9 protein-coding genes and 1 pseudogene are annotated in these 13990 nt (G+C 66.6%); 6 read left to right on the plus strand and 4 right to left on the minus strand.

The features are described from left to right. Window positions 1–20: 20 nt before the first annotated feature. Together OLW90_RS03255 and OLW90_RS03260 are read left to right on the plus strand one after the other, a co-directional pair. Complete coding sequence (locus OLW90_RS03255; protein WP_319651337.1) at window positions 21–3938, plus strand: DEAD/DEAH box helicase; 3918 nt, start codon at window positions 21–23, stop codon at window positions 3936–3938. Between the two features lie 1022 nt (window positions 3939–4960). After that, window positions 4961–5200: pseudogene (locus tag OLW90_RS03260) on the plus strand (HNH endonuclease signature motif containing protein); the annotation flags it as partial. Between the two features lie 152 nt (window positions 5201–5352). Here OLW90_RS03260 and pgi read toward each other — a convergent pair. Together pgi and OLW90_RS03270 are read right to left on the minus strand one after the other, a co-directional pair. Further along, window positions 5353–6912: a glucose-6-phosphate isomerase gene (gene pgi, locus OLW90_RS03265; protein ID WP_319651338.1), complete on the minus strand. Its 1560-nt coding sequence runs from the start codon at window positions 6910–6912 to the stop codon at window positions 5353–5355. A 5-nt stretch (window positions 6913–6917) separates the two neighbouring features. Then, a complete protein-coding gene (locus tag OLW90_RS03270) occupies window positions 6918–7169 on the minus strand; it encodes a chorismate mutase (RefSeq protein ID WP_055122710.1) in 252 nt (83 codons plus the stop codon). A 42-nt stretch (window positions 7170–7211) separates the two neighbouring features. Here OLW90_RS03270 and OLW90_RS03275 point away from each other — a divergent pair, with 42 nt between their 5' ends. Then, complete coding sequence (locus OLW90_RS03275) at window positions 7212–9326, plus strand: UvrD-helicase domain-containing protein (RefSeq protein WP_319651339.1); 2115 nt, start codon at window positions 7212–7214, stop codon at window positions 9324–9326. Here OLW90_RS03275 and OLW90_RS03280 read toward each other — a convergent pair. Beyond that, window positions 9321–10079 carry a M23 family metallopeptidase gene (locus OLW90_RS03280; protein ID WP_319651340.1) on the minus strand — a complete coding sequence of 253 codons (759 nt, stop codon included), beginning with the start codon at window positions 10077–10079 and terminating at the stop codon, window positions 9321–9323. The two genes, OLW90_RS03275 and OLW90_RS03280, sit on opposite strands and share 6 nt — an antisense overlap. Before the next feature lie 122 nt (window positions 10080–10201). On the opposite strand from OLW90_RS03280, the gene OLW90_RS03285 reads away from it, so the two are divergent. Genes OLW90_RS03285 through purH form a run of 3 tightly spaced genes read left to right on the plus strand, consistent with a single transcriptional unit; the run spans window position 10202 to window position 13337 of the window. Further along, window positions 10202–11260, plus strand: a complete 1059-nt coding sequence (locus tag OLW90_RS03285) for a DUF6350 family protein (RefSeq protein ID WP_319651341.1) — start codon at window positions 10202–10204, stop codon at window positions 11258–11260. Beyond that, window positions 11257–11808 carry a phosphoribosylglycinamide formyltransferase gene (gene purN / locus OLW90_RS03290; RefSeq protein ID WP_319651342.1) on the plus strand — a complete coding sequence of 184 codons (552 nt, stop codon included), beginning with the start codon at window positions 11257–11259 and terminating at the stop codon, window positions 11806–11808. Before OLW90_RS03285 ends, purN begins: the two co-directional genes overlap by 4 nt. Beyond that, window positions 11805–13337 carry a bifunctional phosphoribosylaminoimidazolecarboxamide formyltransferase/IMP cyclohydrolase gene (purH, locus tag OLW90_RS03295; protein WP_319651343.1) on the plus strand — a complete coding sequence of 511 codons (1533 nt, stop codon included), beginning with the start codon at window positions 11805–11807 and terminating at the stop codon, window positions 13335–13337. Before purN ends, purH begins: the two co-directional genes overlap by 4 nt. Here purH and OLW90_RS03300 read toward each other — a convergent pair. After that, the gene (locus tag OLW90_RS03300; protein ID WP_319651344.1) at window positions 13309–13980 is read right to left on the minus strand and encodes a helix-turn-helix domain-containing protein; all 672 of its coding nucleotides are present in this window, start codon (window positions 13978–13980) and stop codon (window positions 13309–13311) included. The genes purH and OLW90_RS03300 overlap by 29 nt on opposite strands. Window positions 13981–13990 lie beyond the last annotated feature (10 nt).

Below are 13990 nucleotides of genomic sequence, written 5' to 3' on the forward strand. Positions count from 1 at the left end.
CCCTTTGGTTAGATTTAGGCATGACCGTTTTCGATCGCTTTCACCCCCGCGTCGCCGCCTGGTTCCAGGACAACCTGGGCGCACCCACCCCGGTGCAGGAGCAGGCGTGGGAGGCGATCGCCCAGGGCCGCAACGCGCTCGTGGTGGCGCCCACCGGATCGGGCAAGACGCTCGCGGCGTTCCTCACCGCGATCAGCAAGCTTATCGACGCCCCTCCCGGCGTCAAGGTCCTCTACATCTCGCCGCTCAAGGCCCTGGGCGCGGACGTGGAGCGCAACCTGCGCCGTCCCATCGAGGAGATGGGCCTGGACATCACGGTGGGGGTGCGCTCGGGCGACACCCCGCAATCGGAACGCCGCAAACTCGTGCGCAACCCGCCGGACATTCTCATCACCACACCGGAATCCGCCTACCTCATGCTGACCTCCCGAGCCTCCGCGATCCTGGGCGCGGTGCACACCGTGATCGTGGACGAGGTGCACGCCCTGGCAGGAAGCAAACGCGGGGTGCACCTGGCGCTGAGCCTGGAACGCCTGGCCGCCCGAGCGAACTTCCAGCGCATTGGGCTCTCCGCCACCGTGCGCCCGCTGGAAACCGTGGCCGCCTTCTTAGGGCAGGACGTGGAGATCATCGCCCCACCCGCGCACAAGCAGTGGAACCTGCGGGTGCACGGGATCGACGTGGAGGAACTAGCGGCCAACGTGTACCGCCAGGTGATGTCCGCCCGTTCCACGCTCGTATTCGTCAATTCCCGGCGCACGGCGGAAAAACTCACCTCCAGGATCAACGAACTCTACGCGGAGCAACACGAACCCGAGGCCCTCGCCGCACCCCTGCGCCGCGATCCCGCTCAACTGATGAAGTCCACGGATACCGCGGGCAGCGCCCCCACCTTCATCGCGCGGGCCCACCACGGCTCCGTCTCCACCGAGGAACGCGCCGAGATCGAGGGCGCGCTCAAGGCCGGGAATCTCCGCGCGGTGGTGGCCACCTCCTCCCTGGAACTAGGCATTGATATGGGCGCGGTGGACCTGGTGATCCAGGTGGATTCCCCGCTGTCCGTGGCGGCGGGATTACAGCGCGTGGGGCGCGCAAGCCACGCGGTGGGAGCCACCTCCACCGGGGAGTTCTACCCCCAGCACCCCGCCGACCTCTTCCGGATGGCCGTGATCGTCTCCCGCATGCGCCAGGGGCTCATCGAGGAGATCCACATTCCGCGCAACCCGCTGGACGTGCTGGCCCAGCAGACCATCGCCGAGGTTTCCCAGCGCGACACCCCGGTGGCGGAATGGTACGCGCTCGTGCGCCGCGCCTACCCCTACCGCGACCTGCCCAGGGAGGCCTTCGACTCCGTCATCAACCTGGTCACCGGCTACTATCCGGCCACGGACTTCGCGGAACTCAAGCCCTACCTGGTGCTCAGCGAGGGCGTGCTCACAGCCCGCCCTGGAGCCCAGCGCGTGGCGGTGACCTCCGGCGGCACCATCCCCGACCGAGGGCTCTTCGGCGTCTTCCTCATCGGCGGCGACCAGGGCGCGCGCCGGGTGGGAGAACTCGACGAGGAGATGGTGTACGAATCCCGCGTGGGCGACGTGTTCACCCTGGGCGCGAGCAGTTGGCGGATCGAAGAGATCACCAAGGACCAAGTGCTGGTGAGCCCCGCCCCCGGCCACACCGGGCGGCTGCCCTTCTGGACGGGGGATGAAACCGGGCGGCCCGCAGAACTCGGACGGGCGGTGGGGGCGGCGCGCCGGGACGCGGCCAGCATCAGCGCCGACCTCAGCGATCAGGCCGCCGCCGACATCGAGGAATACCTGCGCGACCAGGCCGCCGCCACCGGGGTGATCCCCGACGAACGCACCCTGGTGCTGGAGAGATTCCGCGACGAACTAGGCGACTGGCGGGCGATCCTGCACAGCCCCTACGGGCGCGGAGTCAATGCCGCCTGGGCCTTAGCGGTGGGCGCGGAATACGCCACGGACGAAGGGATAGTCATGCGGGTCTCCACCGAGGCCCCACCCACCGCAGACCTCTTTACCCTCCACGACCCCGCCGCCGAGGTGGCCGCCAAGGTCAGCGAATCCGCCCTCTTTGCCGCGCGCTTTAGGGAATGCGCCGCCCGCGCCCTGCTGCTGCCGCGCCGCAACCCCGGACGGCGCTCCCCGCTGTGGCAGCAGCGCCACCGCGCGGCCAAGCTCCTCGACGCCGCCCGCCGCTACCCCTCCTTTCCCATCGTCCTAGAAACGGTGCGGGAATGCCTCCAGGACGTCTACGACCTCCCCGCCCTCGAAGAACTCCACCGGGACCTCGCGCGGAATCGGGTGCGGATCGTGGAGGTCACCACCACCAGCCCCAGCCCCTTTGCCGCCACCATGCTGTTCACCTACACCGGGGCCTTCATGTATGAGGGTGATCGCCCGCAGGCGGAAAGCCACCTCGATTCCGCGCTGCTCGCCTCCCTACTCGGGGAGACGGATCTGCGCGAGATCCTCGACCCAGACATTCTGAACGAGCGGCCCCGTATCCCCGCCACCCCGGAGGAGTTTGCTGACCATCTCCGCGAGGTGGGCCCCGCCCCGATCACCCCGGAGAACATGATTCTGGCCGAGGCGCTGGGGGAGCGGGTGATCCGCATCGACCTGGCGGGACGCCCTCACTTCGCCCAGGCGGCTGACGCCCCGATCCTTCATCAACCGACGCAACTGCTCGCCCGGTGGGCGCGGAACCGTGGGCCCTTCACGGCGTCGGAAGCCTTCCGGGATCTGGGAGTAGGCGAGGAAGTGCTGGCGGAGATACCGCTGGTGCGCGGGCGGTTCCGGCACGGGGTGGAGGAGCAGGAATACTGCGACCCGGACGCGCTGGATCGCCTGCGCCGACGCTCCCTGGCGCGGGCGCGCCGGGCCACCGAGCCGGTGCCGCCGGAGAAATATGCGAACTTCCTGCTGGACTGGCAGCACATCACCACGCCCCTGCGCGGGATCGACGGGGTGTACGAGGTGATCGAGCAACTGGCCGGGGTGAGCCTGACCGCTCGGGAATGGGAGGAACGCGCCCTGCCTGCGCGGGTGGAGGATTACGCCCCACCCATGCTGGACGAGCTGACCTCCTCCGGGGAAGTGCGCATCGTGGGGGCCGGTTCCGGGGTCATGTTGTTGCCCTATGACTACGCCCCCGAACTTCCCGAACTCAGCCCCGAGCAGCAGGAGGTGCTGGCGGCCTTCGATGGCGCCTATCTTTTCCAGGAACTCCTGGCCAAGGTGTCCCTCGATCCTGCGACGCTGCGCAGTACGCTGTGGTCGCTGGTGAGCGCGGGAGCGGTGAGCCCGGATTCCTTCTCCCGGCTGCGCGCCCGAGATACGGGGGAGGTGCGGCGTCGCACGCCCGCCGACACCCTGGGGCGTTGGAGCCGCACGCGCCCCGGCGAGGTCATCATGGAGGACCAGTGGCTGCGGCGCTACGGCGTGGTGGCGCGCGGCAGCGTGACGGCTGAGGGCGGGAACTTCGTCCGCGCGTACAAGGTGCTTTCCCGTTACGAGGAGGCGGGCAAGGCCATGCGCGGCATGTTCATCGAGGGGCTGGGCGCGGCGCAGTTCTCCTCGCCCGCAGTGATCGACATGCTGCGCGACGCCCCCGCCGCGCCCACCGTGGTGCTGGCGGCGAGCGACCCCGCCAATCCGTTCGGGGCGGCGTTGCCCTGGCCCAGGGCGGGGCTGTCCCGTTCTTCCGGCGCGGTGGTGGTGCTCAGCGACGGCCACATGCGGGCATATCTGCGCGGGAAAAGTTTGGTTTTGCTGGGCGATCCGGGGGAGGTGGTGGATGCCCTGAGCGGGAGCGGCGCGGTGGAGAAGATAGATGGAAAGCCTGCTCTCACGCACCCACTTTTGGCCGATTTGCGCGCGGCGGGCGCTCGGATAACCCCTCGTGGCCTGCGGTTTTAAGATTTTTCCGGCTTGCACAATGTAATGGTCAAAGAACCTGTATTCTTGTACCAAAAGATGTTCTACTCTTTGTTCAGCGGGTAGGACGCACCACGGTAAGCGTCCAGCAGGATAAGTCGCGATCTGAACGAGAGGATCGCGAGCGGGGGCAACTCGGGGGACGTTCTGCTGGCTCATATCGTGGAGGGTGGGCAAGGTTGAACTTCGAACACGTGATCGCATGGATCACGGAAATGGGGTATCCTCGTGGGCAGGGGACAACCACGAGGGGGAAACCAATGACCGTCAGTTTTGCCGATGAGGTGCTCGATACCGCGGTGGCGGAGTGCCTGATACCGGATCGGCCGTGCTATCTCTGCACCGTGCCGGAGGACTCGATAGCGCGGCGCTTCGTGCGCATGAACAAGGAGGAACTGGACTTCTGGGAGGCGCTGGTGCCGGACTCGGAGGAATACGAGTTCAGCCAGGCTGTGGAATCGCTCGCTCCACGCATGGGGCGCAGCCCCGCCTTTGTGCGCAACCGCATTTACGCCGCCGCCACGCTGCGGAACCTGCCGCGCCTATACGCCAAGGCCGTCGGCGCGGGGCTGCTGGACATGGATCGGATCGTGGGGGTGGCCCTCAGCCTGCGGGGAATGCCGGAGGAACACTGGGAGGCTATCGACGCCCACCTGGCCGCCTACCTCACCCCGGAGGTGCCCTTACAAGCTCTGCCCACCCGCCGCGCCATCGTGCGCAGGCTGCGCGTCTTTGTGGATTCCCTCGTGCCGGACTTCTACGCGAGGGACACGCCCCCGCGCGTGCTCCGGCATGAATCGGGGTTTTCCCGCTTTGATCTCCGATTGCCCAGGGACCAGGCGCACGCCGTGTATCAGGCGCTCCGGGCGATCTCCCAGCGGGAAAAGTGCTCGCTTTCGGAGGCGCTATTCCACCTCGCCACCGAGGCCGGGGAGTTCCGGGTGAACCTCCACCTCTTTGGCACCGAGGGGAAGCCCATGCACATGGTGGGCGCGGGCGATCTCATGGCCGCGCAGGGGAGGTTCTGGGCCAAACGAATCACCCACCGCAGCGATCTCGGCGCGGCGCGTGAGGCGCCGGGACACGATCCCTCTACGGTGTTAGCGGCGGCGGTGCGCCTGCGCGATGGCGGCTGCCGTTATCCGGGTTGTTCGGCCCAGTGCACGGAGTTGCATCACGTGATTGAGTACGAGGTAGGCGGCCCGACGGCCCTGACCAACCTCGCCTCCCTGTGCCGGAAACACCACAACATGTTGACCTTTGATGAGGCCAGAATGTTCATGACGCACTCCGGGATTTGCCGGTGGACCTTCCGGGACGGTACTACCGCTGCCACGCTCCCGGAGGGGCCGCTGGCGAAGCCCCAGTTTGCCCGGTGGTCCTATAACTGGGGTAATTACTTGCGGCGGCGATACCAGGAGATGAGGTCATCGGTGGAGGAATCGCCGGTATCGGGTTCATCGCGGCCGGAGACGGCGGGGGCCAGATCGTTGGCCTGTTTCTTGCCCAGTTCCACGCCCCACTGATCGAAGGAGTTGATGTTCCACACGGTGCCCTGCACAAAGGTGATGTGCTCGTAGAGAGCAATGAGCGAGCCTAGGGAGTGCGGGGTGAGTTCCTCGGCCAGGATGGTGGTGGAGGGGCGGTTGCCCGGCATCACGCGGTGCGGGGGGAGTTCGCCCTGCGTGCCAAAGGCCAGCACCTTGGTTTGGGCGAAGAAGTTGCCCATGAGCAGGTCGTGCATGGACTCCTCGCCGTCCTTGGGGCGCACGAATCCGATGAAGTCCGCCGGGATCAGGCGGGTGCCCTGGTGCATGAGCTGGAAGAAGGCGTGCTGGCCGTTGGTGCCCGGCTCGCCCCAGAAGATCTCCCCGGTGTCGTGCTCCACGGGGTTGCCCTGTCGATCCACGGACTTGCCGTTGGACTCCATGGTCAGTTGTTGGAGATAGGCGGGGAAGCGGGAGAGATCCTGGGAATAGGGGAGCACCGCGTGAGTCTGGGCACCGAGGACGTTGGTGTACCAGATATTCAGCATGGCCATGAGCACCGGAACGTTGCGCTCAAAGGGGGCGGTGCGGAAGTGCTCGTCCATCGCGTGGAAGCCCTCCAGGAAGCGCATGAAGTCCCGGGGGCCGATCACCGCCATAATGGAGAGGCCGATGGCGGAGTCCACGGAGTAGCGTCCGCCCACCCAATCCCAGAAGCCGAACATGTTGGCGGTATCGATGCCAAACTCGGCCACCTTCTCGGCGTTGGTGGACACCGCCACGAAGTGCTTGGCCACGGCGGAGTCATCGCCGTCGAAGGCGTCGAGAAGCCATTTCTTGGCCACTGCGGCGTTGGTCAGCGTTTCCTGTGTGGTGAAGGTCTTGGAGGCCACGATGAAGAGCGTGGAGTGGGGGTCGAGGCCGTCGAGGGTGGCGGCCATGTCGGCAGGGTCGATGTTGGAGACGAACTCCGCGGTAATACCGGCGGTGGCGTAGGCGCGCAGCGCCTTGGTGACCATCGCGGGGCCGAGGTCGGAGCCGCCGATGCCGATGTTCACGACCTTTTTGATGGTGTGGCCGGTGTGCCCCAGCCAGGCGCCGGAGCGCAGGGCGGTGGCGAAGTCGCGCATGCGGCCCAGGACCTCGTGGACGTCGGCGGCGATGTCCTGGCCGTCCACGGTGAGGTCGGCGGAAGCGGGAAGGCGCAGCGCGGTGTGCAGCACGGCGCGATCCTCGGTGGTGTTGATGTGCTCGCCGCTAAACATGGCCTCGGTGCGCTCGCGCACGCCCGCCTCCTCGGCGAGGGCGAGGAGGTCGGTGAGGGTGGGGGCGTCGATAAGGTTCTTGGAGAGATCGACGTGGAGACCGGCGGCGTCGAAGGTGAGGTGGGCGGCGCGCTGGGGATCGCGGAAGAGCTCGCGCAGGTCGAGGTCGGTGGGGCGGGACTGGAGTTTCTGCCAAGCGTTCATGGGATCTAGCCTAATCTTCCCCGCCCCATGCGCAGCAGAATAGCGGCCAGCGCGGGGCCTTCCTCCCCGATCTCCTCGCGGAAGTGATTGATAATGGCTACCTCGCGGGCGTGGACGAGGCGGGTGCCGCCGGAGTCGCGGCGGGTGCGGCCGATGATCCGGGAGATCTCGGTGCGGCGCTTGACTGCGTCGAGAATCTCCTGGTCCAGGCGGTTAATTTCCTCGCGGTAGCGCTGAATCTCGTCCTCGGTGTTCATGGAACTATACTGCCACGGCCGCCGGGTAGGTTGGTAGATACTATGGAATATTCTCTCAACGAACAGCAGCGCGCGGCGGTGGAGCACACGGGCTCGCCGCTTTTGATCGTGGCGGGCGCGGGCTCGGGCAAGACGGCCGTGCTCACCCAGCGGATCGACTATCTCATGCGGCACCGGGGGGTGCAGCCGGGGCAGATTCTGGCCATTACCTTTACCAATAAGGCGGCAGCGGAAATGCGGGATCGCCTGGGGCCGATCGCGCAGCGCATGTGGGTGTCCACCTTCCACTCGGTGTGCGTGCGGATTCTGCGTCAGCAGGCGGAATTGGCGGGGTTGAAGCAGAACTTCACCATTTATGATTCCGATGATTCCCGCCGCCTGCTGGGCATGATCGCCAAGGAAATGAGCCTGGACCCCAAGCGCTTTAGCCCTCGGGTATTAGGCGCGGCCATTTCCAACGCCAAGAACGAACTCACCGAGCCGGAGGAGGGCACGGTGGCGCAGGTATTCGCGGAATACCAGGCGCGTCTGCGGCAGGCCAATGCCGTGGACTTTGACGATTTGATCGGGGAGGTGGTGCGGATACTCCGGGAGCACCCGCAGGTCACGGATTACTATCGACGCCGCTTCCGCCACGTGCTCATCGACGAGTACCAGGACACCAACCACGCCCAGTACGAGCTGGTATCCACCCTGGTGGGGCGGGGCGAGGAGGCCAGCGAGTTGTGCGTGGTGGGCGATTCCGATCAGTCCATTTATGCCTTCCGCGGGGCGACCATTCGCAATATCGAGGAGTTTGAGCGGGACTTCCCCAACGCGCGTACGGTGCTGTTGGAGCAGAATTACCGCTCCACGCAGACGATTCTGGATGCCGCCAATGCGGTGATCGCGCAGAATGAGAATCGCCGGGATAAGCGCCTGTGGACGGCCCTGGGCAAAGGGGAAAAGATCCGGGGATACGTGGCCGATAATGAGCATGACGAGGCCCGGTATATCGCTGCCGAGGTGGATCGCCTGGTGGACGGTGGAATGAACTATTCCGACATTGCGGTGATGTATCGCACCAATAATTCCTCACGGGCTATCGAGGACGTGTTTATCCGCACCGGGGTGCCCTACAAGGTGGTGGGCGGCACTCGTTTTTATGAGCGCCGCGAGATCCGCGACGTGGTGGGCTATCTGCGGGTATTGGATAACCCGGAGGACACGGTGAGCATGAGGCGCATCGTGAATACCCCCAAGCGCGGTATTGGGGAGCGGGCGCAATCCTTCATCGCCCTGCACGCGGAGCAGGAGAATAAGTCCTTTGGCGAGGCCCTGGAGGACGCCGCGGCGGGTGAGGTGGACATGCTCGGTGCCAGGGGGCGCAACGCAGTGGGCCGCTTTGTGCAGATGATGGCGGGTCTGCGGGAGAACATGTCCGAGAACATCGGGGAACTTATCAGCGAGATACTGGACGTGACCGGCTACCGCGCGGAACTGGAGGGCTCCAACGATCCCCAGGACGGCGCGCGCCTGGATAACCTCAACGAACTGGTCTCGGTGGGGCGGGAGTTCTCCTCCGAGGCCGCACACCGGGAGGACTTTGACGGAAGCCTTCAGGCCTTCCTGGAGCGCGTCTCCCTGGTGGCGGACGCCGACCAGATTCCCGACGAGGAACAGGGCATGGTCACCTTAATGACCCTGCACACGGCCAAGGGCCTGGAGTTCCCGGCGGTATTCCTCATTGGCTGGGAGGACGGCCAGTTCCCGCACCTGCGCTCCCTGGGCGATCCTCGGGAGCTGGCGGAGGAGCGTCGATTAGCATACGTGGGCATTACCCGCGCGAGGGAGAGGCTCTACCTCACCCGCGCCACGCTGCGCTCGGCCTGGGGCAACCCGATTAATAATCCACCCAGCCGCTTTTTGCAGGAGATTCCCTCCGACCTCACGGAATGGAGCGGCGCGGAGAGCAAGCAGCGGGTGGCCCCGCAGCGCAAGAAGAACACCAGCCTGCACCTGGTGGTGGGGGATCGGGTGAATCACGCTAAGTACGGCCTGGGCACCGTGATCGCCGCAGACGGAATGGGGGCACATGCCACGGTGACCATTGATTTTGGGTCGGCCGGGACAGTGCGCCTCATGCTGATCGGCGGGCTGCCGATGGAGAAGTTATAGGGTGATGCCGTGTGCGGCGAGCCACGGCACGGGGTCGATGGCGTCGCCGCCCGCGGGGTGCACCTCGAAGTGGAGGTGGGAACCGGTGGAAAAGCCCAGGTTGCCCATGCCCGCGATGGTCTGACCGGCGGTGACGCGCTCGCCCACGGCCACGGCCAGGGTGGACATGTGGCCGTAGACGGTGACGGTGCCGTCATCGTGGCGGATGCGGATCCACTGGCCAAAACCGGAGGCGGGGCCGGAATCGATCACGGTGCCGTCCAGCACGGCCTTGATGGGGGTGCCCTCGGCATTGGCGATGTCAATGCCCTTGTGGAAGGTGCCCCAGCGCAGCTCGAAGCCGGAGGTGAAGGCGCCGATGGCGGGAGCAACCGCGCCCAGGGCATTGACCACGGCGGTGGAACCTTCTTGGATGGGGGCGGAGGAGGAGGTCTCCACGGGAAGCAGGGCGGCCCTGGCGGCTTCGGCGCGCTCGGAGGCGTACTTCACGGCCTTGCCCAGTTGATCCTCGATCCCGGTGGCGGGCTTGAACTCGGAGATCGCCAGGATCTGGGGGGAGGAAGCGGGGAGGTCCTGGGAATCGTTCGCCAGGGTGTAGTCCACAGAGTGGGTGCTGGTGTGCTGAGCGGCGGCGGCTCCGCCCGCGCCAGCGGTAGAGACAGCGCCCGTAGCCACGGCCATCAGGGCAATGCGACCCTTGGTGGTCTGCGAGGGATTGAATTTGTGGTGCTTGCCCAACTCGTTCACTTCCATCTGCTCGGTGTAACGCCACGTTAGCGAATCGTGACCTTTTCGTTATCTACGAGGTGTAACGATAGCGTCTCGATGGGAGCGGGGCAACCTGTTTTCCCATATTTCAGTTATATGCTGGCACGGTGAGCAAGAAAACCAGCAGTAATCGACGCCCCGGCGGTGGTCGGCGCCGCACCCGCCGCGAGGTCGCCACGCCCACAACGCAGCAGGAAAAGGCCAGGCAGCGCTATCTTCCCACGGTGTTATTGCCGCACCTGGTGGTGCTCCTGGCCATCGTGGTTATCGCCATGACGGGCCTGCTTGTTACCTCCACCTCCCTGGGGGCCATGCCGGCCACCGTGGCGCAGTTATGGCTGATCCTGAATATGGCCCCCATCCGGCTCGACGGCATCACACTCGGCCTCATGCCGCTGCTGCCCGCGATGGGCATGATCTGGTTGCTCAGCCGCGCGCGCCCCACCCGCCGCTTCGAGGTAGGGCTGCTGCTGGGCGTGCCGCTGCTGCTCACCGGGATCGCCTGGCTCATGCTTTTCGACGCCCGCGCGGTCTACCCCGTCGATGTGCCCTCGCCGTGGGCTTTCCTTACCACCTTGATCGTGCACAGCCTGGCGCTGCTGCTGGGCTATCGCCCCTGGCCGCAGTGGGCCAAGGACGCGGTGCGGTATCTTCTCTATCTCCTCGGCGCGGCTGCGGTGGTGTGGATTGCGGTGGTGGCATGGAACTGGCAGGCTACCAGTCCCGGTGCGGTGGCGGTGAGCCTGCTCTACCTGCCCAACGCGGTGATCGCGGCGGCGGCGGTGCTGGTGGGCGCGGAGTTTCACGCGGGGGAGGCGTCGATAAGCCTCTTTAGCGTGCACCTGGTGCCCCTGCCGCCGCTGCCGCTGTTCGCGGTGCCGGGGCAGGCGCTGCCCTGGGCGATGGCCCTGCTGCTGATCCCGGCTGGTGTGGCGGTGGCCCTGTGGTGGCGGCGCGTGCCCACCTGGCGGGAGGCGGTGTATGCGGGCGGCTGCGCCGGGGCGCTGACCCTGGTGGGCACCTACCTGGCCGGTGGTCAGATGGGGGTGTACGGCGCGACGGGCCCGATGGAGTGGCTGGCGGCGCTGCTGGTGTTCGTGTGGGTGGCCGGGGTGGGGGCCGCGGCTGGGCTGGTACACAAAGCGGCGGGTAGGCTGAGCGCGTGACATTTAATATTGTGGTTTTGGTTTCCGGCAGCGGAACGCTGCTCCAGGCGATCCTGGATCACCAGGGGGACTATCGGGTGGCCAAGGTTCTCGCGGATCAACCCTGCCGCGCCCTGGATCGCGCGGAGGCTGCGGGGGTACCCACCGAGGTGGTTCCCATGCAGCCCGACCGCAATGCCTGGAATGTCACGCTTGCGAACGCCGTGGGTGCCCCCGACCTCGTGGTTTCCGCGGGCTTCATGAAGATCCTCGGGCCCGCCTTCCTCGAACGCTTCGGGGGGCGCACCATCAACACCCACCCCGCCCTGCTCCCGGCCTTCCCCGGGGCGCACGCGGTGCGCGATGCCCTGGCCTACGGGGTGAAGATCACCGGCTCCACCGTGCACTACGTGGACGAGGGTGTGGATACCGGCCCGATCATCGCGCAGGAGCCGGTGCGGGTGGAACCGGGGGACGATGAGGCCACGCTGCACGAGCGCATTAAGAACGTTGAACGCCAACTCATTGTGCGGGTGCTGTCCGCACAGCAACAGGAGAATCTCAGATGAGTGAAAGCCGCAAGGGCATTAAGCGTGCCTTGCTGAGCGTCTATGACAAGACCGGCCTGGTGGAACTGGCCACCGCCCTGCACGAGGCCGGGGTGGAGATCGTCTCCACCGGCTCCACCGCCGCCACCGTGGCGCAGGCCGGGCTGCCGGTGACCCGTGTGGAGGATCTCACGGGCTTCCCGGAGTGCCTGGAGGGCAGGGTCAAGACGCTGCATCCGCGCGTGCACGCCGGAATCCTGGCCGATACCCGCAAGCCCGATCACTTGGCCCAACTGGAGGAACTGGGGGTGGAGCCCTTCCAACTGGTGGTGGTGAACCTCTACCCCTTCAGCCAGACGGTGGCCTCCGGGGCGGACTTCGATGCCTGCGTGGAGCAGATCGACATCGGAGGCCCCTCGATGGTGCGCGCGGCGGCCAAGAATCACCCCTCCGTGGCCGTGGTGGTTAATCCGGCCAGTTATGACGAGGTGGCCCGCGCGGTGGCCGAGGGCGGCTTTAGCATTGAGGAGCGCCGCGCCCTGGCTGCCGAGGCCTTCCGCCACACCGCCGAGTACGACATCGCCGTGGCCACCTGGATCTCCGAGGGGCAGTGGGTGGGTTCCTCCTACCGGCTGGCCCAGGAACTGCGCTACGGCGAGAACCCGCACCAGGACGCCGCGCTGTACGTCTCCGGGGGCGGGCTGGCCGGGGCCACCCAGCACCACGGCAAGGAGATGAGTTATAACAACTACCAGGACGCCGATGCCGCCTGGCGCGCCGCCTGGGATCACTCCGAGCCCTGCGTGGCCATCATCAAGCACGCCAACCCCTGCGGCATCGCGGTGTCCCAGGACATCGCGGCCGCCCACGCCGCCGCCCACGCCTGCGATCCGCTGTCCGCTTATGGCGGCGTGATCGCCGCCAACCGCGAGGTGACCCTGGCGATGGCGGAGCAGATCAAGCCGATCTTCACTGAGGTGGTCATCGCGCCCGCCTATGCCGAGGACGCGCTGGAACTACTCAAGACCAAGAAGAACCTGCGCATCCTGGAGGCCGAGGCCCCCGAGCGCGGGGCCAAGGAGATCAAGCAGATCTCCGGCGGCCTGCTGGTGCAGCGCAGCGACGCCATTGATGCCGAAGGTGATGACCCCGCCTCCTGGACGCTGGTGGCCGGAGAGGGGTCGGAGGAACTGCTCAAGGAGTTGGAGTTTGCCTGGCGCACCGTGCGCGCGGTGAAGTCCAACGCCATTCTCATCGCCCGCGAGGGAGCCACCGTGGGCGTGGGCATGGGGCAGGTCAATCGCGTGGACTCCGCCAAGTTGGCCGTGGAGCGCGCCAACACCCTGGGCGAGGGCAACCGCACCGAGGGCGCCGTGGCGGCCTCCGACGCCTTCTTCCCCTTTGCTGATGGCTTCGAGGTGCTGGCTCAGGCCGGGGTCAAGGCCGTGGTGCAGCCCGGCGGCTCCATCCGCGACGATGAGGTGATCGAGGCGGCCAAGAAGGCCGGGGTGACGATGTACCTCACGGGTGCGCGGCACTTCGCGCACTAAGCAGTTCGAGGGTGCGCTCCACGCGCTCCTCGGGCAGGGGGGTATGCAGAACATCGAGGGCGGCGTCCGCCAGCATGACGGCGGTGGGGGGCAGGCCCTCGCCCTGGTGGGGGGCCACGCCGGTATTATCCCGCATCTCGATCACGGACATGGCGATGTGGAAGGGCAGCATGCAGCGGGGGTCCTGGGCCCCCACGATGTCCGCCGCCAGTCCCTCAAAGGTGGTGCGCAGTCCCTCGCGCTGGGCGTGGTACTCCGCGAATTCCTCCGAGGCGGCGATGGGGAGTTGATAGAGACGCCCCACGTTCCACCGGCTGGAGAGCAGCAGGCGGGATTCCGCCGCCACCAGGGACCACAGCCGCTGCGGGGCAGAGGCCTCCGTGGCCCCAAGGTATTCCGCGAGGTCTGCGGAGGGCTCGATGGTGGACTTGAGCAGGGTCAAAAAGATCTCCGCCTTGGAGGGGAAGTGGTAGTACAGGGAGGCCTGCCTGATTCCCACGGCGTCCGCGATCTGGTGGGTGGAGGTGGTGGCAAAGCCCTGCACGGTAAAGAGTTCCGAGGCGGCGTCGAGGATCTCCTCGCGCGCGGTATTGCCGCGACGGCGCGGGCTGTTCTTCCGGGGTCGTCCCACGGCTCCTGCCATAACGGTGGCT

Source organism: Corynebacterium sp. 21KM1197 (assembly GCF_033783015.1).
Taxonomy (GTDB): domain Bacteria; phylum Actinomycetota; class Actinomycetes; order Mycobacteriales; family Mycobacteriaceae; genus Corynebacterium.